The sequence below is a fragment of the Rickettsiales bacterium genome (assembly GCA_035765535.1).
GTDB lineage: Bacteria > Pseudomonadota > Alphaproteobacteria > Rickettsiales > JABCZZ01 > JABCZZ01.
In genome coordinates, this window is sequence record DASTXE010000004.1 from 69,635 (window position 1) to 95,842 (window position 26,208).

The 26,208-nt window shown below is 52.3% G+C and carries 22 protein-coding genes, 1 tRNA gene, 1 other RNA gene and 1 pseudogene; 8 read left to right on the forward strand and 17 right to left on the reverse strand.

The genetic code is table 11. From position 1 onward, the window contains the following. Positions 1-5 precede the first annotated feature (5 nt). Together VFT64_06200 and VFT64_06205 are read left to right on the forward strand one after the other, a co-directional pair. Complete coding sequence (locus tag VFT64_06200) at positions 6-1,562, forward strand: efflux transporter outer membrane subunit (protein HEU5047422.1); 1,557 nt, start codon at positions 6-8, stop codon at positions 1,560-1,562. Between the two features lie 84 nt (positions 1,563-1,646). Continuing rightward, entirely contained in the window at positions 1,647-2,612 is a 966-nt protein-coding gene (locus tag VFT64_06205; protein ID HEU5047423.1) for a hypothetical protein, read from the forward strand. Here VFT64_06205 and hflX read toward each other — a convergent pair. The 3 genes and pseudogenes from hflX to VFT64_06220 form a co-directional block, all read right to left on the reverse strand. Then, the gene (gene hflX / locus VFT64_06210) at positions 2,609-3,841 is read right to left on the reverse strand and encodes a GTPase HflX (protein HEU5047424.1); all 1,233 of its coding nucleotides are present in this window, start codon (positions 3,839-3,841) and stop codon (positions 2,609-2,611) included. The genes VFT64_06205 and hflX overlap by 4 nt on opposite strands. A gap of 147 nt (positions 3,842-3,988) precedes the next feature. Continuing rightward, a pseudogene (locus VFT64_06215) lies at positions 3,989-4,252 on the reverse strand (hypothetical protein). A 190-nt stretch (positions 4,253-4,442) separates the two neighbouring features. After that, complete coding sequence (locus VFT64_06220; GenBank protein ID HEU5047425.1) at positions 4,443-6,503, reverse strand: ComEC/Rec2 family competence protein; 2,061 nt, start codon at positions 6,501-6,503, stop codon at positions 4,443-4,445. Positions 6,504-6,598: 95 nt separating this feature from the next. Here VFT64_06220 and VFT64_06225 point away from each other — a divergent pair, with 95 nt between their 5' ends. Continuing rightward, positions 6,599-7,333 carry a DUF3298 and DUF4163 domain-containing protein gene (locus VFT64_06225; protein HEU5047426.1) on the forward strand — a complete coding sequence of 245 codons (735 nt, stop codon included), beginning with the start codon at positions 6,599-6,601 and terminating at the stop codon, positions 7,331-7,333. Between the two features lie 6 nt (positions 7,334-7,339). Here VFT64_06225 and ruvA read toward each other — a convergent pair whose 3' ends face one another. Then, positions 7,340-7,972 (reverse strand): Holliday junction branch migration protein RuvA, encoded by a 633-nt coding sequence (ruvA, locus tag VFT64_06230; protein HEU5047427.1) that lies wholly within the window; start codon positions 7,970-7,972, stop codon positions 7,340-7,342. Between the two features lie 78 nt (positions 7,973-8,050). Between ruvA and VFT64_06235 the strand changes: the two genes are divergently transcribed. The 4 genes from VFT64_06235 (at position 8,051) to VFT64_06250 (ending at position 9,881) form a co-directional block, all read left to right on the forward strand. Next, the gene (locus VFT64_06235) at positions 8,051-8,509 is read left to right on the forward strand and encodes a hypothetical protein (protein ID HEU5047428.1); all 459 of its coding nucleotides are present in this window, start codon (positions 8,051-8,053) and stop codon (positions 8,507-8,509) included. 54 nt (positions 8,510-8,563) lie between these two features. Then, a non-coding RNA gene (ssrS, locus tag VFT64_06240) (6S RNA) lies at positions 8,564-8,723 on the forward strand. Positions 8,724-8,850: 127 nt separating this feature from the next. Beyond that, positions 8,851-9,399, forward strand: a complete 549-nt coding sequence (locus VFT64_06245; GenBank protein HEU5047429.1) for a 5-formyltetrahydrofolate cyclo-ligase — start codon at positions 8,851-8,853, stop codon at positions 9,397-9,399. Beyond that, positions 9,396-9,881 (forward strand): (deoxy)nucleoside triphosphate pyrophosphohydrolase, encoded by a 486-nt coding sequence (locus VFT64_06250; GenBank protein HEU5047430.1) that lies wholly within the window; start codon positions 9,396-9,398, stop codon positions 9,879-9,881. The genes VFT64_06245 and VFT64_06250 overlap by 4 nt, the downstream gene beginning before the upstream one ends. Here VFT64_06250 and VFT64_06255 read toward each other — a convergent pair. Further along, entirely contained in the window at positions 9,876-10,649 is a 774-nt protein-coding gene (locus tag VFT64_06255; protein ID HEU5047431.1) for a helix-turn-helix transcriptional regulator, read from the reverse strand. The two genes, VFT64_06250 and VFT64_06255, sit on opposite strands and share 6 nt — an antisense overlap. A 101-nt stretch (positions 10,650-10,750) precedes the next feature. On the opposite strand from VFT64_06255, the gene VFT64_06260 reads away from it, so the two are divergent. Further along, the gene (locus VFT64_06260) at positions 10,751-11,521 is read left to right on the forward strand and encodes a class I SAM-dependent methyltransferase (GenBank protein HEU5047432.1); all 771 of its coding nucleotides are present in this window, start codon (positions 10,751-10,753) and stop codon (positions 11,519-11,521) included. A gap of 3 nt (positions 11,522-11,524) precedes the next feature. Here the strand turns inward: VFT64_06260 and VFT64_06265 are convergent, their stop codons facing one another. From VFT64_06265 to VFT64_06320, 12 genes are all read right to left on the reverse strand, one after another. After that, positions 11,525-13,111, reverse strand: coding sequence for an FAD-dependent oxidoreductase (locus VFT64_06265; protein HEU5047433.1), 1,587 nt, complete (start codon positions 13,109-13,111; stop codon positions 11,525-11,527). A gap of 88 nt (positions 13,112-13,199) precedes the next feature. Then, positions 13,200-14,300, reverse strand: coding sequence for an Mrp/NBP35 family ATP-binding protein (locus VFT64_06270; protein HEU5047434.1), 1,101 nt, complete (start codon positions 14,298-14,300; stop codon positions 13,200-13,202). A gap of 96 nt (positions 14,301-14,396) precedes the next feature. Further along, positions 14,397-16,967 carry a TrbC/VirB2 family protein gene (locus VFT64_06275; protein ID HEU5047435.1) on the reverse strand — a complete coding sequence of 857 codons (2,571 nt, stop codon included), beginning with the start codon at positions 16,965-16,967 and terminating at the stop codon, positions 14,397-14,399. Between the two features lie 7 nt (positions 16,968-16,974). Beyond that, positions 16,975-19,407, reverse strand: a complete 2,433-nt coding sequence (locus VFT64_06280; protein ID HEU5047436.1) for an ATP-binding protein — start codon at positions 19,405-19,407, stop codon at positions 16,975-16,977. A gap of 108 nt (positions 19,408-19,515) precedes the next feature. Beyond that, positions 19,516-19,878, reverse strand: a complete 363-nt coding sequence (locus VFT64_06285) for a TrbC/VirB2 family protein (GenBank protein ID HEU5047437.1) — start codon at positions 19,876-19,878, stop codon at positions 19,516-19,518. A 391-nt stretch (positions 19,879-20,269) separates the two neighbouring features. Then, positions 20,270-20,839 (reverse strand): TraX family protein, encoded by a 570-nt coding sequence (locus tag VFT64_06290; protein HEU5047438.1) that lies wholly within the window; start codon positions 20,837-20,839, stop codon positions 20,270-20,272. An 11-nt stretch (positions 20,840-20,850) separates the two neighbouring features. Continuing rightward, positions 20,851-22,452: a hypothetical protein gene (locus tag VFT64_06295; protein ID HEU5047439.1), complete on the reverse strand. Its 1,602-nt coding sequence runs from the start codon at positions 22,450-22,452 to the stop codon at positions 20,851-20,853. 14 nt (positions 22,453-22,466) lie between these two features. Beyond that, the gene (gene hemJ, locus VFT64_06300) at positions 22,467-22,898 is read right to left on the reverse strand and encodes a protoporphyrinogen oxidase HemJ (protein HEU5047440.1); all 432 of its coding nucleotides are present in this window, start codon (positions 22,896-22,898) and stop codon (positions 22,467-22,469) included. Positions 22,899-22,915: 17 nt separating this feature from the next. Further along, positions 22,916-22,990 (reverse strand) — tRNA-Thr (locus VFT64_06305). A 75-nt stretch (positions 22,991-23,065) separates the two neighbouring features. Further along, a complete protein-coding gene (virB11, locus tag VFT64_06310) occupies positions 23,066-24,046 on the reverse strand; it encodes a P-type DNA transfer ATPase VirB11 (GenBank protein HEU5047441.1) in 981 nt (326 codons plus the stop codon). Continuing rightward, positions 24,043-25,254, reverse strand: coding sequence for a TrbI/VirB10 family protein (locus VFT64_06315; GenBank protein HEU5047442.1), 1,212 nt, complete (start codon positions 25,252-25,254; stop codon positions 24,043-24,045). The genes virB11 and VFT64_06315 overlap by 4 nt, the downstream gene beginning before the upstream one ends. Positions 25,255-25,292: 38 nt before the next feature. Next, positions 25,293-26,114, reverse strand: coding sequence for a TrbG/VirB9 family P-type conjugative transfer protein (locus tag VFT64_06320; protein HEU5047443.1), 822 nt, complete (start codon positions 26,112-26,114; stop codon positions 25,293-25,295). Positions 26,115-26,208 lie beyond the last annotated feature (94 nt).

Genomic DNA, 26,208 nt, shown 5'->3' on the forward strand with positions numbered 1-26,208 from the left:
GCAACATGCAACATCCGATTCGCAAAAAACGCTCTCTCTCGTTGCTGGCAACCAGCGCGCTCGCGCTCTGCCTGGCGCTTCCCGGCTGCAAGGTCGGCCCGGATTATCATAAACCCAATGACCCGCTGCCCATCGGTTGGAAACAACAGCTGGGCGACAGCAAGCCTGCAGCTGAACACAAGCAGGAACCGACACTGGACAAGCAGGCACTTGCACAGCTGCAATGGTGGAAGAAGTTCAATGACCCCGTGCTGGACGGCCTGATCGAAAAAGGGCTGCAGCAGAATCTGGATCTTCAAATCGCTAAAGCACGTATACAGGAAGCACGTGCCGCGCTGCGTTCCGCCAAGTCGGACCTCTTGCCCTCGGTGGATGCGATGGCAAGCGGCATGCGCGAAGGCAACCAGATCGCTTTCGGCAAAACCTCTTTCCCCAAACCGTTCAACATATTCCAGACCGGGTTTGACGCAAGCTGGGAGCTGGATCTGTTCGGCAAGAGCCGCCGCGCTATTGAATCCGCTTTTGCATTGTTCGGCGCCGAACATGCTTACAATGACGAAGTGCGCGTGAGCACACTGGCCGAGATTGCACGCACCTATATGGATATACGCCGTTATCAGGCGCAGGTTGCCATCGCTCAGCAGAGCGTGAAGGCACAGGAAGAAACGCTAAAAATCCAGAAAGACCTGTATGCAGCAGGCAGCATTCCGGAAACCGGCGTTATCCCGGCGCAGGCACGCCTGATGCAGCAACAATTCCAAGTGCTGTATTATCAGAACCTGCTGACCACGAGCGAATACGCGATGGACCTGTTGCTTGCTGAACAGCCCGGCACCGCGCATGGATTGGTAGCAGAAGTAAAACCGATTCCTGTGGCTGATAAAAACATCGTGCTGGCCGCACCAGCGGAAGTGATCGCCAACCGCCCTGACGTGCGCGAGGCAGAACGCAAATTCGCTTCCAGCGTCGCAGAAATCGGCGTAGCAAAGGCTCAGCTCTTTCCGAATATATCCATCTCGGGTTTCTTCGGTTTCTTAAGCACGACAACGGATAAACTTGTAAGTGCTCCCAACAAATCCTGGAATGTAGGTGGCAATCTCTTATGGCCGGTATTCAATTACGGCCATGTCGTCACCGGTATTGAAACCGCTAAGGCACAGAAGAACGAAGCGCTCGCAACCTATAAAAAATCCGTCATCGCCGCGCTGGTGGATGTGGAAAGCACGCTCTCGGCCTACACTAAGCAGGAAGCTAGCCGCGAGTATATGGACGGGATTGTGAAGCAGGATGCTCATGCGGCCGATATTGCGCAGGCAAAATACAAAGACGGCGTGACCTCCATGGCCGAGCCGCTGGAAGCGCAGCAGACCCTCTACAGTGCACAAAGCCAGCTCGCAGACGCAACGGCCAATAGCGCGCAGGATTTTATCGCTGTGTATAAGAGCCTGGGCGGCGGCTGGCAGGAACCGCCGAAAGAGCCTGCCAAACCGCAGGAATCTACTCAAAAACAGGAAAAACAGCCTGAAACTCTAAAAACGCCGGCTCCAGCACCGAAAAAATGACTTTTCGCCCGCAATATTCATAAAACTGTAACAAATCCATGTTATAGTTTTTGAAAAGAATCGAGTATTCCGCGGAGAATAGTTATGGCTTCTGCCCCTACCCAGACACCGCCTACAGTCAGCAGTGAAGAGCTTCAGAAAATGGTAGGCTTTTCCGATGAGGAAATGCAAGGGTTGTCATTCGACCAGAAATTGAAGCTACACGAAGTAAAAATGCAGCTGGAAGCCAAACTGCAGGCAGATGCCATGCAGCAGAAGCAGGCCGATGCTGAAGTCGCTAAAAAGATTCAGGATGAATTGAAAGCGCAAGAAGAAAAAGCCAAAACAGAAGCGGACAGGAAAGTTGCCGAGGAAAACAAAGCCAGAACAGATGGTTTAGTCCAGACAATCACAGACCTCAATCCGCAGCAAATTAAAAAGATTGCAGATCCCAATGTAAGAAGGGGTATCGTTGAGTTGCAGACAGCGCTTAAAGCCGGAAAGAGCGAGGCCAAGGATTTTGTAGCTGCTTTCGTGGAACATCCACAATACAAAAGCAGCGTAGAGGCCTTAAAATGGGATGAAGCAGCTATTACAAAAACATTTGTTGCCGATGATGCATTCGAGAAGGCACTGAATGTAATAGGTGAAAAAACAACATCACGTATGTTCTCAAACAAACCGCGCGGCCAGGCCATCGGGGAAACAATGACTGCTATTGAAGACATAGCAAGGGTTTCAGGCAATATGAACTCCCCTCTCTTCAAGCTGGCAGCCCATTACCGCAATACGAGCCGGATCGCCAAAACCATTGGCGCCATCAGCGGCAGAAATCTGGATATTGACGACATGATCGCACAGGTCTTAAGTCCTGCAACTCACGGACAAATTGGAGAGGCTCTCTCCAAAAAAGGTGAGGAATTGAAAACCATGCTGGGAGCGCTTCATCCTAAGCTTTCCGAAGGCTTAGATACGGTCACAAAGGTACTTGAACCCATACAGAAGCAACTGATGGATAAAGGGCAGCAGGTTATGAACGCTGTAAAACCAGGTGGCCCCTCCAGAGGTTAACTTCCCAGATTCTGCCATCTTGCCGCATTCTCATGCGTCATACGCGCAGTAATATGCATTATGCCATCCTGCTCCTCATGCGCCAATACCGTGGCATGGCGGTAAAGCCAGGCGAGTTTCTCCCCTTCCGCAGCCGGAATATCCAGCGTCAGCACCGTCATAAACAACGCGCTCAGCCGCTCATCCAACCGCTCCAGTAATTGGTCTACGCCTGCCCCTGTCAGCGCAGAAACAGCAATTCCAGCACCTTCAGGCGGTGTTTCCAGCAGGTCGATCTTATTCCAGACCTCCACCATATTGGAAGCCAGCGTTTCCTCATCCAGCAAACCACCCAGCACCTGCATGACGTCATCTTTTTGCTCGGTGCTGTCCGGATGCGAAATATCGCGCACATGCAGCAGAAGATCGGCCTCCCGCACCTCTTCCAGCGTCGCGCGGAATGCCGCCACCAGCTCATGCGGCAGGTCGGAAACGAACCCCACCGTATCTGAAAGCATGACTTCCAGCCCTGAAGGCAGCTTGATTTTACGCAAAGTGGGATCGAGCGTGGCAAACAGCTTGTTCATCGCCATCACATCCGCCCCCGTCAGCCGGTTAAACAGCGTGGACTTTCCGGCATTCGTATAGCCGACAATCGCCACCAGCGGATACGGCACATCGCGGCGGCGCTTGCGGTGAAGCTCGCGTGTCCGCACCACGCTTTCCAGCTCACGTTTGATCCTGGCAATGCGGTCACGGATCAAACGGCGGTCAATTTCGATCTGCGACTCACCCGGTCCGCCAAGGAAGCCGAAACCGCCGCGCTGGCGTTCAAGATGGGTCCAGGAACGCACAAGGCGGCTTTTCTGGTAATTAAGCGCCGCCAGCTCCACCTGCAACTTCCCCTCATGCGTACGGGCGCGAGCGCCGAAAATTTCAAGAATGAGTGCAGTGCGGTCGATTACCTTGCACTTCCATGCCTTCTCCAGGTTTCGCTGCTGTACGGGGCTTAATGCGCAATCCAGCACGGCAAGGCCGATCTCTTTCTCTTCAATGAGTGCCGCCAGTTCATCAATCTTCCCCTGCCCGAGATAACTCGCAGGCCGTATCGTCGCAAGCGTCACCAGTACGGCATCGACCACTTCCAGTGCAATCGCCTGTGTGAGGTTGACAGCCTCCTCCAGCCGCGCCTGCGGAAGGCGCGGAGTCGTGACACGTTTAAGAATAGGCGAAAGAACAAGCGTACGCATAGAGATATAAATTTGAATCAAACTGTAGCTAGCTGTGTACAGACAGCACTGAGGAAAGTAAATCCTGTTTACATAAACGTCTGAATTTCAGACATAAAAAAAGAGGGCAAGCAATAGCTTACCCTCTTCTCATAGTATTAAATACTATTACTTACGTACGGTCGGAACCTTACGAGCGGTAGCAGCTTTAGCTACAACGCTGATCGACGGCTTAGCCGACTTTTTGGTTACGAGTTTCTTGGTTGCGGATTTCTTCGCAACTACTTTCTTAGCTGCCGGTTTCTTAGCAGCGGTTTTCTTAGCAGCCGGCTTCTTAGCGGCTACTTTTTTAACTGCCGGCTTTTTAGCGGCGGTCTTTTTTGCAGCCGGTTTCTTGGCTGCTGCTTTTTTTACCATAGTCATGTTGTGAGTCTCCTTTTTGGTTAAACAACATTCCTATTAATACAGAAAAAAAGTTAAATTTCTATTAACATCAGCATGTTTTTCTACCGGACGTATTATTTGTGTTCATTATAGATATTTTTGCAACAGACGAACACCGCGCTCACACTCAGTTTCAGGCATAATAGCATACATCATCATCGCAAAAAACAACGCGCGATCAAAAAAGTGACCACGGCCGAACACCTTGCTGGCTGCGGCTTTCAGCGATTCTGATTTTTCCATTCTCAAAAAACACTGCGATGTTTCCGCTTCTCTCGAGCAGTGTTTTATCGACGATGAGTGAAGCACGGCATGTTGCATGATCAACGGCTGTTGCGATGATGATCACATCACTTTCTGCGCAATCATCTGCAAGGGCATCTGTATTTTTTAACACTGAAACCGTATGTCCGCGCATATGCAGAACACATCCTGCACGATCGCAGCGCACAGGCGCATCATCCTTCTCAACATACTCATGCTCAAGCGCCGCACGCGCCCAGGAAGCCGCGTTAAAGCCTGTATCTCTTCCGCGTACCATCACCATCTTTCCGCCGTCAAGTTTCGCCGCCACATGCTTTCCGTCACTGCTGATAAATAAATCAGGCGGCACATAGGCAAACGAAGTAGACATCCCCGTAATAACGGCAATCAGCCCGATCCAGCGCATCCGCGTCTTCCAGAAATACACCCAGATGCCGCCGAGCATCGCCAGTGCGAAACCTGCATCGGAAGGATTCGGAACAATGCACATCGCATGCGGCAGATGCGCCGTCCAATCTGCAATGCGCAGCAGCAAATCAATACCGTATTGCATAGGGGCAAATGCAATCCACGCCGCACCGAACGGCAAAAGCAGCACGCCCGCAATAACAAGTGGCATCAGAATAAACGACACAAGCGGATCAGCTACCGTATTGGCCAGCAAACTGTAACTCGAAAATTGATTGAAGTGATAAATGATGAGCGGCTCCGTGCCGAGCCATGCAACAAGTGATGTCATCATGACAGCAGCGAAATAAAATATGATGCGCCACAGGCTGAATCCCGCTTCCCTTCCGCGCTGTGCGAACCGCTCCACACCCCATTCATAAGAAGCAACCAAAGCTGCCGTCGCGCTGAAGGAAAGCTGGAAGCTTGCGCTCAGCACGGCTTCGGGTTCATACAGCATGATGCAGAACGCAGCGATGGCAATGGAACGCATCGGCATCGGATCGCGATCGAGCAGTATGGCGATAAAAATAAATGCGACCATGAAGAATGCACGCTCGGCTGAAACAGGCGCACCTGCCACGCGCAGATACAGATAGCTTGCAATCAGCGCCAGCAGCGCTGCCCACTTCTTGATAGGATAACGCAGCGCCAATGCAGGAATGCTGGCGAATAACAGGCGCAGCGAAAAGAACGCAAGTCCCGCCACCACGGAAAGATTCATGCCCGAAACCGCAAGCAGGTGATAGAGCCCTGCCGTTCGCATATCGTCATTGACGCTTTCAGGAATCTCACGCGTCTCGCCCGTAATGAATGCGGCCGCAACGGAACCGGCAGGCTCGCGGAAGTAGCTGCGGATAGATTCGGTAAGGCGATGACGAAACTCCGCAAACCAGATATCGAATCCGCTCGCACCAGATTCTTTCAGCGGCACCGCCTCCAACGGCGCGATGCCGTAACCGACTGCGCCGATCTCGCGAAAATAAAAATACCTGCTGAAATCGAACCCACCCGGAACATCCGGCTCAGGCGGTGGAAACAGCCCCGCACGTAAGTGCACAATTTGCCCCGTCACAAGATGCGGATCATAAATATGCAACGTGACACTTATATAATGCGGTGTGTGCTCAGCATCGATGCCTGTAATCGTGACATCTTTCAAAATTAGTTTGCTGCCCTTTGGCGTCGGTGCGATCTCGGCGATCTTGCCGCTCACCGGCACAGGTGGAAGCGTCGCCGTCAGATGCGGGGAATGAATATGATACGTGCGCCACTGCGCAAGCGTAACTCCGAATGCAGCAAATAAAATAGCGATACATATATAATAGAGTATCGCAGCACGTCTACGCGCAGCATACGCAATGAGTGCGGCAGCTATCATGCAGACACTGCCAAGCCAGAGCGGCGGCTCAGAGCGTAAATGAAAATACCATGCGATGCCGAATCCCATACAGACAGGAATCCAGAGAGCAAAACGTTCCTGTTCGGATTCAAGAGATGCGGCAAGCTTTCGGTATAACGCTTTCATGTATGCGAATCACGTTCTGAATAACTGGTTGTCTGCCACAAACGATAGTAGTAATTGTCAATATATAAAGAGTGTAAAACCATCGGGGTAGCAAAATGAACATCGTACTGAAATCATTATTATGCTTCACCCTGCTATGCGCGGCCGGGGCCGTACAGGCAGATGTCACCGTAAACAGCCAGGTCATGCAGAAAGGAATATTCTCTCCTCCCAAATGCGACGGCACTGGCGGTTGCCTCTGTGAATCCGACATCATCTACCCTTCGATCAGCGGCATGCGCAATGCCGACAAGCAAGCCGCCATCAACGATACGATCATGAAATCGGCAGAGCAGTTGAAATGCCAGGGCACGGCAGTTGACGCTAAAAGCAGCGCCGACAATTTTTCTGTCACGCATAATTATGAGGTAACCTTCAACTCACCGCATTTTCTGGGCTTACGCTTCACCGATTGGGCTTACGAAGGCGGCGCGCACGGTAACGGCACGGTGGAAGGAATGATAATCGACCTCGATTCCGGCAAAGTGCTTTCCCCGGCCGATATATTCGACAACAAGAGAATCGCCGACGTCAATAGGGTTATCTATAATGCGCTCGCGCCGAAAGCAGACGGCATATTCCGCGACGAAATCGAGAGCCGCAAAGATGCATTCATCAAAGATGGGAAATGCCAGGGCTGCACGCTGGTGCTGGATAAGAACGGGGTGGAAGTGGTTTTTCAGGCCTATGAAGTAGCCCCATTCGCAGATGGCAACCCTACTGTCACCATCCCTGCAAAAGATATTTCCTATCCTGCTCTCGCAGCATCCATTGGCACTAAGAAAAAGTAAATAGAACTACCGCACCAATGCGCGCAGACTTTCTTTGATCAGCACATCTACAGAGTGATCGCCCTGCCCGAGCTTTGAAACCGACATCGCTACGGCATTGTATGCATCCGAGCGGCTATAACCCAGATTCACGAGCGCCGAGATCGTATCTTCGCTGGCGCTCATGGGAGGCAGCGGCAATCCATTTCCTGCTCCGCCGGACTTAGCGGCAGTCGGTGTAAACGCGCCCGACGGCAATTTCGCAATCTTGTTTTTCAGCTCCGTCGTAAGACGCTCAGCCAGTTTCGGCCCCACACCGCTCACGCGGGTCAGCGACTTCGTATCCTTAGCGGCAATCGCCTGGGCAAGCTGCGCAGGCGTAAATACACCGAGAATAGCGAGCGCCATCTTTACCCCAACCCCCTGGACGCCAGTCAATGTGCGGAACCACTCACGTTCATACATGTCGGGGAAACCGAGCAGATGGATATGTTCCTCGCGCACATGGGTTTCAATCACAAGTTCCGCAGCTTCTCCCCGGCCCGGAAGCGCCGCCAGCGTCCGCGAAGAGCAGAAAACATGGTATCCGACCCCGCCAACATCAATGATTACCGAGTCTTCATCCGTATCGTCCACCCGGCCTTTAAGCTTTCCTATCATATTTTTCTCTACAACCTGTAATTGATCTTAAGCTTTTCTTAACCTCTCTAGGTTAGTATATCGTCATGGAGATCATATATGGCTAACAAATTATCTTACGTATCAACCACCTATACACCACCCTCACGGGCGTTGTCAGGGGAAAACAGCATTTTTGCCAAAGTTTTGTCTGTGCTCGCAGCCGTGGCGGATAGCAGGGTTGGAATCGGTGAGGTCATCCATGACTATGCCGTGCAGACGGGTGAACAGATCAAAACCCTGGCAAAAGCCCAGGAAAGCGTCGAAAAAGGTGTTGCAACCACTCAGGATAAGGAAACGCTTGAACAGGCCGGGGAGATCATAAAACGGCTGGAAAAACTGCTGGAGATCCTCCCTGGTGCCATGCGCAGGAATAATACTGAGACAATCGGTCGCAAGGAACGGATTACATTGCGGCAGATCGAAAGACTGGCAAACGATTTCGCCCGCTCACCCGAAGCGCATTATTTTCTCACACACTACCCGCAAACCGCGCTTTTGGAAGCTTCTGCCGTATAAAATCCGGCATACCCCATTGTGTAATCCCTTCAAATCCTATATAGTGGCTGCGATGGGGTTCTGCTGAGTGCGTCAGGATCTTAGTTCCTTGGGCCGATAATTTCGCATAGGGAGCTGTCCCTGATCTTAAAACAGAGTTTTTTGATTACATGGCACCCACCTTAACGTAAGGGCCGCATGCGACAAGTTATCCAACGGCTTGGGTGGTTCCCCATCACTTTGTTTCTTTCCATGCTCCCGCTACGGCCTACGCGGCCTGCGCGATGAGCCTGACGCCTTCGGCGACTGAAGACGCAGCCTGCTGCCTGCGTAGTCAGTCAGAATAACAGAAATCACCTCCCATGAACTCCATCCTCAAAGCCGCTATCCGCAAAGAGAAACTTGCCCAGCGGCAGGCGATGGCCCCGCACCTGCATGAAGCGCTCTCGCAGCGTATTGCAGAGCGTCTGGAACCCTATCTGGACGGGGGCATCATCGGCGCCTATTCCCCTGTTCGGGGTGAAGTGGACATTTCCCATATCATCAGGCGCAGCAATGCATCCCTCCCCCTTATGACGCCGGATTCGCTTGCCATGACATTTCACCGCTGCCACCACGGACTGGAGCTGAAAAAAAACCGCTATGGCATTCTTGAGCCCTCGCAGGATATGGAAGAATGCGAACCCGACATACTGATCGTGCCTGTGGTAGCATTCGACCGTCAGGGCTACCGCATCGGCTATGGCGGCGGCTATTATGACGTGACCCTCAAACATTTACGCGACCTGAAGCCTATCCAGGCCATCGGCGTGGCGTTCGCGTCGCAGGAAGTGACCAATGTTCCCCACGAAATATTTGACGCAAAGCTCGATAGGGTGATAACCGAGAAAGAAACTCTGGAATTTATATGAAGACCGTTCTCGTCGCCGCCGTTGCCCTGATTGATTCCGACAATCGCATTCTGTTAGCCCAGCGCCCGCAAGACAAAGCCATGGGCGGCATGTGGGAGTTTCCCGGCGGCAAGATCGAACAGGGTGAATTACCGGAAGCCGCTCTGATCCGCGAATTGGAAGAAGAACTTGGCATCACCGTCTGCGCTTCCTGTTTAAGCGCCGGTACCTTTGTTTCCTACAGCTATCTGAACGAGCCAAGACCCGACGAGCCCGGCTGCGGCTGTCCAGTGGATAACGCTCACTTCATTCCCGCGCATGCAATGGGCCTGAAAAGCGAATTCCACCTGCTTATGATGCTCTATATCTGCCGCAAATGGAAAGGCACGCCCACCCCACGCGAAGGACAGACACTTGCATGGCGCACATTGAGAGAGATGCACGCAATGCCTATGCCCCCTGCAGACCGCCCGCTCATTGAAGCACTAATGAATATTTTATAAGGGCACCAAGGCAATTAGTTTTAGTTCTGGAAAAGCAGCCGGCCGCAGCGTGAACTGCTCATAACGCAACGTGCCGCGCTTAGGGTGATTGAACTGCCGTATTCCACCTTCTCTTGCCAATACGAGCTGCGATTTCCATGCTTCCGCAAAAGCCGCGCTCTGTTCGCTGAGTTCCTCCACCATGGCACGGCGCACAGGGTCTTCACGCAACCCTGCCGTATCGGCTCTGTACTCCGCCACCAGCCTTTGCGAGCGTCCTCGCCAGTCTGCAATAAACTTGCGCGCATCCGTCGCAAGGAATACATAGCGCAGCAGATTGCGTTCGTTCTTCTTTCCAAGCCAGCCAGAAAATAGTGAAGCAGCAGCAGAGTTCCACACCACTGCATCCCAATAGCGGTCGAGTATATACACAGGATGCTTCATCGCCTGCACAAGCGGCAAAAGCTGATGCGGTGCTTTATCCGCCGCCGCAGGCCGTGCTGGTTCGGAACGCATTCCCAGCGTATAGAGATAAGCACGTTCCGCCTGTGACATGCGAAGACCGCGCGCGATTGCCTGCAAGGTGCCTTGCGAAACACCCGTCGTGCGTCCTTGCTCGATCCACGTAAACCATGTCGGACTGACACCGCATAACGATGCCGCCTCTTCACGCCGCAGTCCCGGCGCTCGCCGTCTCCCGCCTGCGGGCAAGCCGAAATCCTCAGGTTTCAGGCGCTCCCGCATTGCACGTAAAAACTGCCCGAGCGCATTCGTATTCTTCTTTCGCATGATTTTTTCTCTCTGATAACTGGTATTTATAATAGTATAATTACCAGTATTGTACCATGATAAAATATGGCTAAGCTCTGATATGAAACTCAGGAGCAACGATGAAAGACCATTCCCAGATTATTCACGATCAGTACGACTCGCAAGCAAACGCTTATCTTATCAGCGCCGTTCATGCAGCCGGTCCCGATCTGCAATACGCCATTACGCTGGTAGAGAAAACCATTCCGAAAGGCCGTGGAAATTTTCTGGATATGGGGTGCGGCGGCGGTCATCTTAGTTACGCGCTGGCACCGCATGCACATCATGTCACTGCCGCAGATCCCTCACCGCAAATGGTGGCAACAGTCGCAGCGGCGGCTCAGGAAAAAGGTCTCGGCAATATTGAAACCGTGCGGGCAAGCGCGAATGATATGACGTTCGCCACAGGCAGTTTCTGCATCGCAGCCTCACGTTATAGCGCGCATCACTGGCGCGACACCGAAGCCTGCATCGCGAATATGCGCCGCACTATCAAACCGGGAGGATATTTATTGATGATCGATGTGGTGGGACATGAAGATCCGCTCGTGGATACGCATCTGCAGGCAATGGAATTACTGCGTGACCGTTCGCATATCCGCAACCTGACGATCCCTCAATGGCGGCAGATTATAACGCTGTCCGGCTTCGAATTGCTGGAAGAAAAAACATGGCCGCTTCCAATTGCGTTCGCTCCTTGGATCTCGCGCATGAAAACATCGCCCGAGCGTGAAAAGATAATTCTGACACTCCAGGCAGAATCCCCAGCTGAAGCAAAACAGGCGCTTCAATTTGCGCCGGACGGTTCTTTCATGCTGCAGACAGGTTTATTCTGGGCTAAAGCAGTATAAGCATCATCTGCCGCGAGCGCCGGCACCAGCCAGCTGCGGAACCTGCTCCTGCGTGATACGCTCCACCCAGCCGCCCCGCGGCTGGTTGGCCATCTGCCACTCCCGGTCAATTGCGTCATTCCCACGTGCAACACCCTGCTCCTGAGCCACTTCCTGCGCAGCCATGAGCGCCACTGTGCGATAGGCGGATTCAACACCATGCCCCATGCGGTTGGCGGATTCAGACCTGTCCTCCATATGCATTTCACCCGGTACATAGGTTCCTGCTATGCCAAGGCCTTGCTGCGCCAACTGATCGAATGATTGCGCCAGATGGCGCAGTTTCAAATACTGTCCCTGCGAACACGAGCTATAGCAGACGTTTTTAGGGTCCGGGCCGCCATACGATACCATCTGAGTATCAAATTCCTTATCGACTGTGCTATTATGCGCACGCGCATAATCTTCCAGGACCAGCTTCATCAATTCTTTCGGCTTATATTTTTCCGAAAGATCCGAGCCGATCATGAACACCGATTCGCCGGGCGCGCGGTTCCATACTTCATACCCCAGATGAGAAATAAAAAATCCGTCATTTTCCACGGGTGTTTTACGGCCAATAGTAATCTTGGTGCCATTGGTATATTGCAGCCGTTGCAATGTATCGATATCGTCAGGTGGAAGAAATTCCTCAATACCTTTGATATTGGCAATCGGGTGGGCTTGCGTTGCCAGCACAACCTGGTCGAACACCTGCTTCTCATCCTGTTTATCAAACCTAAGTGAAAACTTGCCATTCTCCTTGCCGATTTCGGTCATTTGGGTACCCAGGTGGAAATGCGCACCGCTTGCCCGGAGCGACGCCTCCAGCGCATCCGTCAACCGCTGTGTTCCTCCCTCAATCCGGTATTGGCAATCGCTCGGAATGAGGTCACCCTCTTTATTGGCGGTTTCATGCATGAATTGTAAAGCCGACATTTGCGACGCCGGACGCATACGTTCAGCGGCAAGACCTTGAGCGGCCATTGTAAGAATATTGGGATCAACAGTGGGCTTAGGCCTGAAGGTCAGCTTTTGCAGCCAGGACCTGTCATCCTTGATATTGCCCGCCAGCTCTTTCAGATATTGCGTCACAGACATATTATCCAGTTGCTGCGCGCGTTTTCCCGCCGGATCGTTTTGAATAATCTGGCTGTCCTGATAGACCTGTTCTGAAATCAACCGATATCCTTTGTTAAACTCTTCATCGGAAATCAGCTTGCCATTAGGCGTGTAATAACGGCTGGCCATTGTTTTATTGGCCTCGATATACTTTACACCCAGTTCATCAGCCATCGCCAGAATGCGCTTCTGGTTGGAATCGATATATTCCCCGCCCTCATCTGCAAGATCGGTCTCTCTGGCACCCAGTTGCAGCGTATGAATTTTTCCGCCCGTGCGCGGTTTGGAATCGAATATATGGACTTCATATCCTTGCTTGGTCAATTCGTAGGCACTGGTCAGTCCGCTAAGACCAGCACCGATGACGGCAACAACGCGACGTCGGGGAGCAGTCCCTCCTGCATCCCCACTACTAATCGCTGAATTTTGTGTTCCGTCCGCGTCGGCCATAAGAATCCGCTATTGTAACAATCTTTTAATAATAGCAGATTATAGGCTGTATAATATGAAGATTTTATTAAGATTACCCGTTTTGGCACTAGGCAGAAGCGATGATTTTCCGGCTTATTTCATCGTAAAATCCATTACTTCCGGCATAATGCCTCCCCTCATCGGAAGCAGCCCGCAGTTCCATGTCAATCGGCACCTGCCCTAAAAGAGGGGCTTGAGCGGCGGCGGCCAGCCTTTCACCACCCCCAGTACCGAAAATCGCATGGGTCTGACCAGTGGCAGGGTCGGCAAACCCGCTCATATTCTCAATAACGCCAATAATCGGTATGCTTACCTTTTGAAACATATCGACCGATTTACGGGCATCCGCAACGGCCACTTCCTGCGGCGTCGTCACGATGACCGCACCGTCCACCGGCACCTGCTGCGCGAGGCTGAGATAGACATCTCCCGTTCCCGGCGGCATATCGATCAGCAGCACGTCCAGCGGATGTTCCTCATCCCCCCAGGCTACGTCACGAAGCATCTGGTGCAATGCTTTGGTGACCTGAGGCCCGCGCCAGATGACAGCTTGTTCCTCACCAATCAGCAACCCGATCGACATACAGGCGATCCCCTGCGATATGATCGGCATAATCCTGTTCTGAACGATCTCAGGCTTGCCCGAAATTCCCATCATACGCGGCAGCGACGGGCCGTAAATATCCGCGTCCAACAACCCGACACGCTTTCCCTGCCGTGTGAGCGCATGCGCGATATTAACCGAAGTCGTCGACTTGCCTACTCCTCCCTTACCGGATGCCACAGCAATCACGCGTTTCACATACGCCACCGGTGTAGTATTCCAGACCGCTTTCTTAGCAGGCCCTGCAGGCGCACTCGTCCCCCCTGTCGTTTCAGCCGTCATAACAACAGTAACGGAAGTCACTTCCGCTATCTTACGCACAGCCTTTTCGCACGCTGCCTGCAACGGACCTTCTCTGCCTGTCTGAGCGGGACCAAGCGTGATGACAAAACTTACTTTACCGTCTTCGCTTACACGAAGACCGGAGACAAGTCCTTTGCTCACGATATCGCCATCCTCGAGCCTGACGTTTCTGAGCGCGTCCATAATCGTTTCCAGCGTAAGCCCTGCCATATCATCTGTCCCGAATGAAAGAAATTTTTTTGCCACCTGCAATAGGCGCATAAGATAACCTGATATTCTGCTGAAACTGCTATAGACCTATAAACAACAGGAGGTCAGCGCAAGCAGAAAATTCGCAGATGCTTCATGCTCTGCCGCTCAAACATTAATGGAATTCAGTCCTGCTGCTATATGTTCAAGTTCACTTTCTGACGTCGCAAGCCCAACATGGGTTTTCGCTGAGTCCAGCATAGCCTGCAGGCGCATACGGTCGCCATCAGATAAATTAGCACTCTTGAGCCTTGCTTCCATCTGGCCGATTCGGCCATTTACAACTGCTTGCTGCATCTTCATGGTCTGGCGGTGAGCAGTGTCACGCTGGGCGATTTGTTCTATTTCCTGCGACGGCACAAACTTAATAAAGCCAAGACTCTTATTTTCCTCCACGGAACCGGAAATGCTCTTCTTCTTATGACGCGCCATCATTTTGTCATAAGCTTCCTTGGTCTGATCGCCCTGACTGTAGCGACCGGGATCCATGCTGCTTTCCTTAAATAACTTTCCGTCGCGCCTGTTCTCAAAGAAACCTGCACGTAGAGTCTCACCATGCGCACCAGGCATTGTCGCCATACTGTACTGATTATTCCTGAATCGAGCCACCTCCTTATACTCCTCGGCCTTCCTCCCTGCCCAATCAAGATTTTTATTTAATCGTTGCAAAGCCTTGCGCGCAGCTGCAATATCCTGCTCGCTGGCTCCTATCTGCCTCAACCGTTCCATTTCAGCCAAAGCCTGATCGCGCATGGCTTCCGCATCCTGAAGCACCTTATGGGCGCGGTCAGCATCAAGAGAAGCACGCTTCGCCCGCATCTCTGCGAGTGCTTTGGCATTCTTGGCCGCACGTCCCGCAATGCCTCTTTCATCCGCCCCGCCATGCTTCAGCGCTGCTATCATGCCGCCATGGCGCACCATTTCCCCTTCCTCATTCTCCTGCTCATAACCGAATATACCGTTGGCTAAGCGCTTCTTGAGATTGCGCCCCATATTGCGAGGATCGCGTATGGTGCTGATTAATCCCGCGCCTCCCTGCGGTCGTTTCAGCGCATTTTGCCGGAAGGCGGCATATCCTGCCTGAATGGATTCAATACCGGGGAGATTAAGCCCCTGCGGCGTTCCGCCCGCGCCCAGCGCAAGCCCCACTCCCTGACCGCTCAGTTCTTTAGCAAGATTGGGAGCTTTCTTGATAAAATCGCCCAGTACCTTGGAAATGATATAGATCGCGAGCGCCTGCGTAATGGCAAAAATCACAAAATCACTATGCTGCAGCAGGTTCAGCAGCGGAATAACATAGTAATTGTGATCGGTGCTGAGCATATATCCGGCATCTTCAGCCTGCTTCATCGTTGCAGCCTTGTGCAGCACACAGGCAATGCTCGCAGGCGTATTAAGTCCCGCAGGGGTAATGTTATACTCGCATACGGAACAGAAATGCACCGGCACTGTTAAAGGCGGAATACCGAGCGTACCCGTATATTCTTTCAGTACGCTGATCAGCTGGATAAAGAACTGGGCAATGGGAAGCATCGCAAGCACCGCCATGAAGCCGAACATCACCACCATCTGCAATGTGAACGACACCAGATGCTTCAGCCATGCCTGGAATAACGGCATGGTCGTGCGGAAAAGTGCGAAAGACATGAAGAACGGCGCGAACACGAACAGGAAGCTGATCAGCACGATCGCCGTCAGATAGTTCAGTAATGCGCGACAGAAGTTACCGATATAGCCGATAATCGCAATAATCACGAAGATTACCAGGAACGGCATGAAATAAAGCATCAGATACAGAAAAAGCGCCGCCCAGAAAATACAGACAGGAGGAACATTGGTAAGGGTAGCGCCCGTAGTCTGGGCCATATTGCCGGAAGACGCACCGGAAAACACGCTGAGGATGATATTATCGGGCTGCGTAAGGCTCGGCACCGCGCCACCGCTGGGAATGGCAGCCAGTACGATATTCGTCGCCTCTTCCGCAAAATTCATAAAGAATTTATAGGCAACGCCAATTCCCCAGTCTGCATTCATGGCAAAGGCCCAGATAAGCGCCACCTTGAACAGAACCACGCTGGCTTCTTTCATGGTGAGACGGGAAATACCGCCCATGATCATGGCACCAAACACCGTGATGAACAGCGTTACGGCAGCAGAAAGGGGGAGGCGCAATGCGTCGGCCATAGCGCAGTACATGGAGGACATGACCTGGCCTATCGTGCTTTTGAAGAAGAACAGAACATGTCCGAATACGGCGCCCACCGGATCGGTCGTCTGCTGGATCGTCTGATTCATCTCGAAAAGATTGCCTACCGGCGTCGCCCCGTTACAGGTAAAAGTAGGAGCGGCGCTTGCCGTGCAGGCATAATTATGCCCCAGCGCCTGCATGATGCTTGCCGCACCGAAAATCAGGGCGACACCGGCAGCAATGATAAAACCACTGCCCCACGACGCTCTGCCGAACATAAGCATAATACCAACGCCGATGATAGCGACCGAAGCAAGCGCCTTGCCCGTCGTCCCGTTCATTGCATTGGTGATAACGCAGATCGTATCCGATATTTCACCGGCCGCTGCATAACCCGGCAGCAGCAAGGCGGCAAGCATAACAGCACACATCACCTGCCAGCGCCGAATCCTGCCGCTGAGAAAGTGAAATATCGTTATGCGCCCGTTCATAAGAATTTTATATATTTCTAAGAAATACCGGCATCCATTGCACAGGTTCCGTTCCGTGCTGTTCCATCATTTTTTCCATAAGTTGCAACGCATCGGAATGTGCTGAAAGGACAGCAAGAATATCCCTCATCTCTCCGATGTTAAGCTCACATACGATAGTCTCGCGATCCCGCTTGACCATAAAATGACGGTCATCCGTGTTCATGGCCGCAAGATAGGCGATTTCATTGTCGGTCAGCCGGAATGCAGTCGCATAAGCATCGTCAGGTACGGGATCGGGCAGGTAAATCTGCGTTGCCGTTTTTTCCACCAGAAGCGCATTCAGTCCGCTGCCGAATGCATCCGAGATATGATCGGTCTCCATGATTACCATGGCGTTATGCGCCCGCAGATCGTCCAGGAGCTGGTCGAGCTGAGGATAAAAATAGGAATTGTCCAGCAGCGTCCAGGCTTCCCGCAACACAATAATCGTAGGCTTGCCATCCAGATGCTGGCACATGCGATATAATAAATAAGCCACAACAGGGATAAGCGGTTCGCCATGCTGCATCAGGGTGGTCATTTCCAGGCCGACGATCTTGGCGTCAAAGATCTTCGGCTCTGGACCGGAAGAAAATACACTCGCAAATTCCCCGCCTTCCATCCATGCGCGGAATGCCTCCGCAGCTTCCGCGTTATGCTGGCGCAGAAAACCGATACAGGTGGCAAGGTTGCGCTGTTCAGGCGGAAGCACAATCACATCGGCAACTGCCTGCTTACACAAGGCTGGCAAGTCTGCAATAGCGGCTCCGGCATTCCCTGCAAGCGTCGTAAGCCATCCGCCTAAAAATGCACGGTTCCGCGGCGTATCTTCCAGCATGAACGGGTTCATACTGGTATGGGCCTGCGGCCTGCTGTCATCTCCCGCAAACGTATTGTAATATTGGCCGCCAAGGCTTCTTAGAAAAATTTCTGCGCTGCGATCGACATCGAAATAGAACAGACGATTATCAAACTTGCGCGCTTCCGCCAGCAGGAAATTGAGCAGCACGCTCTGCCCTGCTCCCGGCTGTCCGACAATCAGTGTATGACCATTGTCGCCTTTGTGAAAGTTAAAGAAATAAGGCGTATGTGCCGCCGTATGGAATGTGGTAACTGCCGGTCCCCAGTGGTTGTTATGCCCATTACCGGCCGAGAGGTTGCTTAAGTTTGCAAAACCGCCAATACGGGCGGTGTTAATGGGGCGCATACGCTTGATAAATTCAAAATTGCCCGGTAGCTGCGCCCAGTAGCATTCTTCGGATTTGATATCCTCGCGCATAGGGGTCATGCCCAGCGCCGAGAGTGCTTTGGCCGCATTAGCCACCCCACTTTCCAGCGCCTTGATGGAATCCGCCAGCAGGAAGATATTGATCTGGTGCTGTCCGAAATCCGTCTTGTTACCCTTGTTGCTCTCGATAATATCTTTCAGCCCTATCCGGTCATAAAGCCTTTGGGACTTGCTCGTAACAAGCAGCTCCTTCTGGTATTCATAGCCCTGGACAGCAAGCTTGGCGGTAAGGAATTCAAAGCTCTGGCTGATAATAAATTCTGCGGGAATCTGCAGCAGCAGATCCAGTGCGCCGATCTCCAGTTCGCGGTATTCCCTGACGGTTAGGATAGCACCAAAGCGGCGCTTATTATCGGCGCGCATACGTACTTCCATGGCATTATAGCCGAACGTCACATCATAATCCGTAAGCGCGTGGGAGAGATTCACCTCTTTTAAGGGGAATTCGATATCCCGCAAGGTAGTGAGCTTACCCAGAAATTCGCATATATCAGAGTAATAGCGCCCGTCGCGCTTGCTCACCCCCAGCAGTTCGGCGCCAAAGCAATTGAGAATCGGCAGCATTTTCGCCGTCAGCGCATTGATCTCTTCGCAAGCCTTATCGATAGCGCTCTCGAAATAGCGGTTGAGCATCGTCGGCATCATGCAGCGCGTCATGATTTCCGATTCAAAAACCTTGGCGCCCTTGCCTTCGCGCACAACCGTAAGATAGACTTCATTGACGAACTTGTGTTCCCAGTCATTCTTATCGTTCCAGAAATGATCGAGATAGCCGGCGAAATCGCGCTGGTATTCGCCATCCGTCTTAAGGCTCTTGCGGCGGCGTATAGTGTGTATCCACACCGCGTATTTTGTGGAGTCGATGCACTCCTTCACAGCCTCGCGTATTTTATCGCGCAAGGTTATATCTTCATGGATATTCTCTGCCAGCTCGTGGACAAAGCCTGTAATTCTTATGGTCTGGAGGACTTCACCGTTCTTGGTGACGATGGTATGGGGGTCCCAGTGACAGGCATAGGGGACGAAATCCCCTTCAATGACATCATCCGTTATGTCACGGAACTCTTCAAGATTCTCAGCTGTCGCCTCCTCCTTCTTCTTCAAAAACGACGCTAAAATAGTGTTTTTCATGGCTCAAAAACCCAAGGTCAGGAAGCATCTTTCTATACTAACGAAAACTTCTAAGGCCCCTCCCCCGTAAAACGAGGAAGGGGCCCTTTGCGTAAAGTCCGCTGAAAACTAGCGGGTCGGAATCGCTGCGTAACCGGTGCAGTTACCCGTACCACCGAGGTTGTCTACGATCGTACCGGCACCGAAGATCAGTGCAACGCCGAGCGCTACGATGAGTGCCATACCCCAGGAGATCTTACCAAGCAGAGCGCCGATACCGACTGCGATGATTGCAACGGTTGCAATCGCCTTACCGGTAGGACCGTTCAACACGGCAACCACGTTACAGAACACCTGCTCGATAGCGTTGTTTGTCGTAGCATGCGCCGCATCCGGGAACATGCTGAAACAAATACCCACCGCCATAAGCAGAGTGAGGTTCCAGCACAAGTCAATCATGCCTTGTGCTGATTTTACCTGAACATTCGTCATAAAAAACCTTTCTCAATAGTGTGAATGAATAGACTGGGATACCCCAGATACCATCCGTTATAACATACAAAAGTTACAACTTAATGACACTACGTAGCATTCCATAACATTTAACACAATATTCACGATATTCATGCATTCAGAATTCCTGGAAGAAGGACATATATATCACTAACCTGCTGAATACCTTTTTAGAACCAGGAAAAATGCAACACCCTTCCCGGGAAAAATAGACGCTCGGCTGCCATCAGCAATATCAGGTGCAGCACGTACAATATTAGGGTATTGCGCGCAGCCCATTGCAAAGCCAGACGCAGCGGTACAGAAAGCTTCTCACTGGCAATATCATGCAAGGAAAAGCGCTGTATAATGCAAAGCACGCACAGTCCGATCACTCCCATGACCACAATATCGAATCCGCTATACTGCGGATTATATTGCAGCAGGAAATGAAACAGCACCGACACGGCAATAAACACTGCTGTCTCACGGCTTTCCGGCCTGTAACGCGCAGATAGCCGCAGAAAGCAAAAAGCACCGCCAGCGTGCTGTAATCCAGCCATAGAAAAAGTGGGTACCACACCACACTGACAATAAAAATCGCGCTGAGATAAGAGGGCGTCAGCTCCCGTTTTACCAGCTTCGGCATGACGAACCGCACCACTGCGATCGTAATCAGTATATTAAGGGGAAAGACAGGATGATGCGTAGCCACAGCGCACACAGCCACCGCAGCAGCCGACCATAGCAGATCCGCCCGCACCGCCCAGTTACCCGAATACCCCACCAGAAACAAAAAGAGCGGAAAAGCCATGCGGCCGATCACCCGCAGAAAATCCACATCGGGATAAAGATACGCTCCGACATGGTCGATAACCATAGTCGCAAGTGCAATCAGTTTCAGCGCATCGTAGCTGTTAAGGGCATTTCCGTAGGCCGTGGCTTTCTTGAAAAATCTCATGACCGTGACGCCTAATGAATCCGTTTATAGACGAAATAACCGTTATGCTGCTTGGCGTCGAACGCATAGAGCCCGTGTATCTTAGTCACATAACGATAGTGCGACCAGGCTTCTGCAAAACGCGGGGAAGCGCTGAAAAACGCCGCCATATCCACATAATGGCGGTACGTGTAAAAATCGTCCGTGTCGTCGACAAACATCAGCTCCGGCTTATAGCGTTCCATATCCTCGGCAAGGCTGTCTTCCACGTAATGCAATATCCATTGATGTTTCGCGGCGAATTCTGGCCCTGCTATCAGGAATTTAGGCAGCATCCATAAATGGTTGAAGCGCGTATCCCATTCGGCTCCCGTGGCGCGGTTCAGATACGACCAGACACCGAAATCCATGGAGATCGCACCGAAGCGCTCAAGCGGTTTACCGTCATTAGCCGTCCGCACTTGCTCCAGCATCACCTTTCCGGCCTTGCAGCTGGTAAAATAATGCCCGCAATTGTTGAAACCGTATCCGTAGCTGATCATGATGCTCAGTATCGCGTTGACCGCAAAATTGATCATGCACGCGCGCGCGCCGAACAGGAACGGCTTAAAGGGCTCGCCAAGCGCCTGTTTCTGGGCTTTCAGATACAGGCATTCCCACAGCACGAACCCGGTCAGGATCAGCAGCACCGAATCCAGCAGATCCCACGTATACCCCCAGCCATTATTGGCCGCCACATACAGCAGGAATGAAACACAGACGAGCAGCAGATAGTAAATATCGCGGCGAAACGGGGAATCGTAGCGCGGTCGGAAATCCGCGAACGTAACACAGAAGATCAGCAATGCCTTGATGCCGTAAAACACCGCCCGGGGCCCGGCACTAGCCGCTGAATAGGTGGCAAACACCATAGGCAGCACCACCGTGATATACTGCGGGAAGAACAGCCAGACCGAAAGCGCATAACCTCCCCCGATCAGGTAGATCAGGATATTTTCGATACTGAAGAGGATATCCGCACGGCGGCGAAACAGCATGGAAGCCAGGTTGATGCCCCCCAATACCGCAAGGCAATGCGGCTTAATGCTGAAACCGATCCCGGCCATAATGCCTATCATCATCCGCATCCACAACGGCAGGGGGGCACCGGCCGTGGAAGGCATCCAGCGCAATAAATAAGGGGTCGTCAGCACGAGGAAAATATGCTCGCGGTCTCCAAAATCCATGGGATGCTGGAAAATGACGAACACAAAACCGAGCAGCAGGCAGAATTCCAACTGGCGCTCTAGGTTTCCTGCAAATTGCGGGTGCCCGCGCATGATTTGTAAGCCAATCCATATGGACTTGCCGATCATCACCGCCATGAGCAATGTCAGGAAGTGATAATCCTGCATGACCGGCATATGCAAAGACAGGTAGACCGGCACGGAATACAGGAAATAGATCAGCGGGGGCTGGACAGTAAAGAGCTGCGTATAGAGCTGCTTTCCTTCCAGCCAGGCTTTCGCGGTATAGAAGGAAAGCTCCTTATCCGGGGTCGCATTGCCGGCAACGAAATGCACATAGAATGTAAAGCAGAACAGTAACGCGAAGACAATCAGCCCCGCTTTATGGATTCCGGTGGTATTCTTCAAAAAAGCGTTGCGCATCAAAAGGGTTGTACCACAACCAGAATGACAATGCCAATCATAAGCAGGGTGACTGATTCATTGAGGATACGGTAAAATTTCGGCGTCTTGGTGTTGTGGTCATTCGCAAAGTTACGGCGGCAGCGAGCTAACATCGCATGCACAAGCTGCATGAGGATGACTAGCATCAGTTTTGCATGGAGCCAGTGTGCGGTTTTAACGTAATCCCATCCTAGAATGGTAATCAGCCAGATACCGAATCCCCAGGTCGCAATCATCGCCGGATTGATGATATAACGCAGCAGCCTGCGCTCCATCACTTTCAGCAGTTCGGATGCCTCGCTGCCGGAGGTGAGACTCGCATGATAGACGTACAGCCTCGGCAGATACAGCATGCCGGCCATCCAGGAAATAACGGAAATGATATGCAGCGCCTTGACCCACAGATACATGAAGCCTCCAGCAGAAATGGTGCCGCTTATCCGATTTGAACGGATGACCTACCGCTTACAAGGCGGTTGCTCTACCCCTGAGCTAAAGCGGCGACACATGAAAAAGACGCTTCTGATGTATACAGTTACGCTGCCAGATGCAAGCGTAAACCCATCATTATAGGCAGTTAGCCGTGCTCTTTGAAATAGATCTCGGACACGAAGCGATGTCCCTTTTCGCCACGCTTAAGCTGGACGATAACGTTAATCACGGTTTCCACATATTCTTTCACCTGCTCGCGTGTTACGCCAAGCCCTGCCTGCATGATCATCAGGATGAGCTGCTCGATTGCAAGCGCAGGCGTATCCGCATGAAGCGTGGAGATGGAACCCGGATGGCCTGTGTTGACGGCGCGCAGATAACTGAAAGCTTCCTTACCGCGCAACTCACCTACCATGATACGGTCGGGGCGCAGACGCAGGCAAGCTTCAATAAGGTCTTGAGTGGTCACCTGAGCACGTCCCTGCCCGCCTTTGGAAGACATCAGATGCACATGGTTGGGAATGTGATTGATATTGATTTCGCGTGCGTCTTCGCAGGTGATAATGCGCTCCGTGGGCGGAATTGCCTTGAGCACCGCATTCATAAAAGTCGTTTTACCGGTGGAAGTACCGCCGCTGATGATAATGTTCTTTTTGCTGATTACGGCCAGCTTGATGAACTCCTTGATGCTGCCCTGGTCAAGCAGCTGGCGCAGTTCCTTATCTATCGGATTATCGGTTTTTTTAACCACGGTAGCCTTGAAGGCGCCGATGGCTTCATAAGCGTCCAGATCCATATCCATGATCGTCTGCTTACGGATGGAAAAAGCGACAGTGCCATTCTCACAGGCCGGTGGGAATACGATCTGGACACGATAACCGTCCGGCAGGTTCGCTGACAGAAGAGGATTTTCTTCGCTGACACGCTGCTCGGTGGATTGCGCCACCAGACGTGCAAGCCCTTTGAGATGCTCTAGGTTGAATTCCGGAACATCGTAGCGCTGCATTTCGCCATACACTTCGACCCAGACTTCATTGGGGCGGTTGATGGAAACTTCACTTACGCCCTGCTGGTCGAATATACCTTTGAGAGGCTTAAGGTATGTCTCAAGAGCAACAATACTCATGGGATGAAACCAGGCCCACCGGTAAGTTCAGGAGGGAATACGACATCCTTGTTAACAAAGATATTGATCACTTCGCCCTGATCCACATGGATCACAGGAGCAAGATTGACCGTGCTGTTAACAATGGTCTGACCGACCGTGCCGATATTCTGGACCGCCTGCTGCATCGCAGTAGAGGTTGGTGACGAGGTGGCAGTGGTGGAACCGCTGCTCGGACCGGTCGTCGTGACCTGCTGCTGGTCGCCGAAAAGCCCCTGACCGACAGCCGCTATACCCACGTCAAGCGTGCTGGCAAGAATTGCCGTAGAGAAAGCATCCAGGAAGCGTGAATCGACAATACCGCCCATACCTGCGCGCCCCAAAGCATCCACGCCCGGAGAGTTGATAGCGACATCGACACCGTCAGGACGGATGACACGGGTCCAGATAATAAATACTCGGGCCTGGCCGCGCTGAACGGAAGAATTATAAACCCCGACAATGCGCGACCCCTTCGGAATCAGCACTTCCCTGCCGGATTCGGCATAAACGTCATGGCTGACAATCGCACGCACATCTCCCGGCAGAGTGGAATCGATCGCGGTTTCCAGCACACCGGAAATCAGCTTGCCCTGCGCAAGGGTGATATTCATGTTCTTGATCTTCGTCGCCTCAATCGTTTCGGTCTGGCTCTGCGCCACATTGTCGGCAAATGCGGAATTCGGGTCGGAAGAAAGCGTCTTCTTCTTAGCCGCAGCCGTGTCGGAGGAGGAAGAACCGGACATGCCACCGGAAATGAGCATAGCGGAATGGATTCTCGTTTTAAGCTGCTCATTGGTCGGTCCGACCTGAACGTTCATATCGGGCGGAGGACCGGGCGGCAGCACCTGTGGAGGCGGGCTTGCTTCCTGAACGGGTGGCGGCGGTGTGATGGGCGGCAGATTCGTCGTAGGCGCTACGGGTAGCCCTTCGACTCCCCCACCGTTGGTGGGCATCGTAGGAGCGGCAATCTGCTGCGGATGGGTAGGCGGAACCGGCTTGGGAGCGGAACCGAAAAAGAGCGATTTAATAACGATAAAAACAAATACGCCCGCAGCCACTACAAAAATAAGCAGCTTTCCGGGAGCCGCCGCTACGGCAGGCTGTCCGCTATCTAGCTGTTCTTCCGCATGCGGGTGGTTCCCCTGTTCGCCGGGCGGGAATTCGTTATTCTCATGCTCGTCTGCCATTGATCCCTCTGTCCTAAAACAACCCTGTTTGCCGAACGTTAGTCGTGAATAAGCTTATCGTTATACACTACCACCGAATAATCGCCCTGCCTGACATTAAAACGCGGCGCCACCGTATTGACCGCAAGATAATCGCCCACGGCACGCGTCGGAGTAAGCACCTCCTTACCCGCCTGGTCGATTGCATAAATAACGGGAGCAGCCATTCCCTGTGCCTGGTGGAACTTGAAATAAGTTGTCCTGCCGTCGTCAAATACGCGCAGCGGTGCAGCTGCATCGCTGCCACTGAATGTGTATTTATAGTTATACGGACGGGCGGTTTCAGGAGCGCCGTCACCCATACCCATTTCCCCCATACCGGAGTAAGCAGCAGCGGCACGGTTTTTCTTGTCGCCAGGATAGAAGAAACGCACAACATAAACCAGTTCGTCATGCGGCATAACAGGAGCCGGCACGGAAGTCAGATCGAACTGGTAAGCATGCTTATCCGTGACGACGGTCATATTGGTGCGGGCATTAGCCAGCAACGTGCGAATGAAAAGACGGCGTCCGGCGGGAACAATCTGGAACGGCAGCTTATCACCGATCGAAATGGTTTCGACATGCTCATCCGGCCCGAATTCAACATTGGACTGATAACCATAATGCGTAACGATGTCGAACACATCGTTTTCGCTATAAACGAACGTTTTAATGCGGCTATCCGTAGCCACCGGAACGATGGGCGTATCCGCTGCGACAGCAGACTGGGAAGCGGCAGCAATGCCGAACGCAAGAAGAGCGGCGGATGCCATATGCCGCGGAAGAGAAGCGAGAAACATAGTACGCATCTGCTTGGAGATTCCCATATCTTTATCCATAAATAGTTCTACCGGAACACATTTAAATAACCGCACGAGTGGGTTGTTTAAATGTGTTCTCCGCACCTTCGGAAAAGACGCACCGACAGGAATA

What these genes read in the sequence shown, in the direction of transcription:
- VFT64_06260 (HEU5047432.1), top strand. Translation starts at nt 10,751, where the DNA reads ATGAAAGACCATTCCCAGATTATTCACGATCAGTACGACTCGCAAGCA.
- virB11 (HEU5047441.1), bottom strand. Translation starts at nt 24,046, where the DNA reads ATGAGTATTGTTGCTCTTGAGACATACCTTAAGCCTCTCAAAGGTATA.
- VFT64_06200 (HEU5047422.1), top strand. Translation starts at nt 6, where the DNA reads ATGCAACATCCGATTCGCAAAAAACGCTCTCTCTCGTTGCTGGCAACC.
- VFT64_06205 (HEU5047423.1), top strand. Translation starts at nt 1,647, where the DNA reads ATGGCTTCTGCCCCTACCCAGACACCGCCTACAGTCAGCAGTGAAGAG.
- VFT64_06245 (HEU5047429.1), top strand. Translation starts at nt 8,851, where the DNA reads ATGAACTCCATCCTCAAAGCCGCTATCCGCAAAGAGAAACTTGCCCAG.
- VFT64_06275 (HEU5047435.1), bottom strand. Translation starts at nt 16,967, where the DNA reads ATGAACGGGCGCATAACGATATTTCACTTTCTCAGCGGCAGGATTCGG.
- VFT64_06265 (HEU5047433.1), bottom strand. Translation starts at nt 13,111, where the DNA reads ATGGCCGACGCGGACGGAACACAAAATTCAGCGATTAGTAGTGGGGAT.
- ruvA (HEU5047427.1), bottom strand. Translation starts at nt 7,972, where the DNA reads ATGATAGGAAAGCTTAAAGGCCGGGTGGACGATACGGATGAAGACTCG.
- VFT64_06290 (HEU5047438.1), bottom strand. Translation starts at nt 20,839, where the DNA reads ATGAGATTTTTCAAGAAAGCCACGGCCTACGGAAATGCCCTTAACAGC.
- VFT64_06285 (HEU5047437.1), bottom strand. Translation starts at nt 19,878, where the DNA reads ATGACGAATGTTCAGGTAAAATCAGCACAAGGCATGATTGACTTGTGC.
- VFT64_06280 (HEU5047436.1), bottom strand. Translation starts at nt 19,407, where the DNA reads ATGAAAAACACTATTTTAGCGTCGTTTTTGAAGAAGAAGGAGGAGGCG.
- VFT64_06225 (HEU5047426.1), top strand. Translation starts at nt 6,599, where the DNA reads ATGAACATCGTACTGAAATCATTATTATGCTTCACCCTGCTATGCGCG.
- VFT64_06220 (HEU5047425.1), bottom strand. Translation starts at nt 6,503, where the DNA reads ATGAAAGCGTTATACCGAAAGCTTGCCGCATCTCTTGAATCCGAACAG.
- VFT64_06255 (HEU5047431.1), bottom strand. Translation starts at nt 10,649, where the DNA reads ATGCGAAAGAAGAATACGAATGCGCTCGGGCAGTTTTTACGTGCAATG.
- VFT64_06270 (HEU5047434.1), bottom strand. Translation starts at nt 14,300, where the DNA reads ATGCGCCTATTGCAGGTGGCAAAAAAATTTCTTTCATTCGGGACAGAT.
- VFT64_06320 (HEU5047443.1), bottom strand. Translation starts at nt 26,114, where the DNA reads ATGGATAAAGATATGGGAATCTCCAAGCAGATGCGTACTATGTTTCTC.
- VFT64_06235 (HEU5047428.1), top strand. Translation starts at nt 8,051, where the DNA reads ATGGCTAACAAATTATCTTACGTATCAACCACCTATACACCACCCTCA.
- hemJ (HEU5047440.1), bottom strand. Translation starts at nt 22,898, where the DNA reads ATGTATCTGTGGGTCAAGGCGCTGCATATCATTTCCGTTATTTCCTGG.
- VFT64_06315 (HEU5047442.1), bottom strand. Translation starts at nt 25,254, where the DNA reads ATGGCAGACGAGCATGAGAATAACGAATTCCCGCCCGGCGAACAGGGG.
- hflX (HEU5047424.1), bottom strand. Translation starts at nt 3,841, where the DNA reads ATGCGTACGCTTGTTCTTTCGCCTATTCTTAAACGTGTCACGACTCCG.
- VFT64_06250 (HEU5047430.1), top strand. Translation starts at nt 9,396, where the DNA reads ATGAAGACCGTTCTCGTCGCCGCCGTTGCCCTGATTGATTCCGACAAT.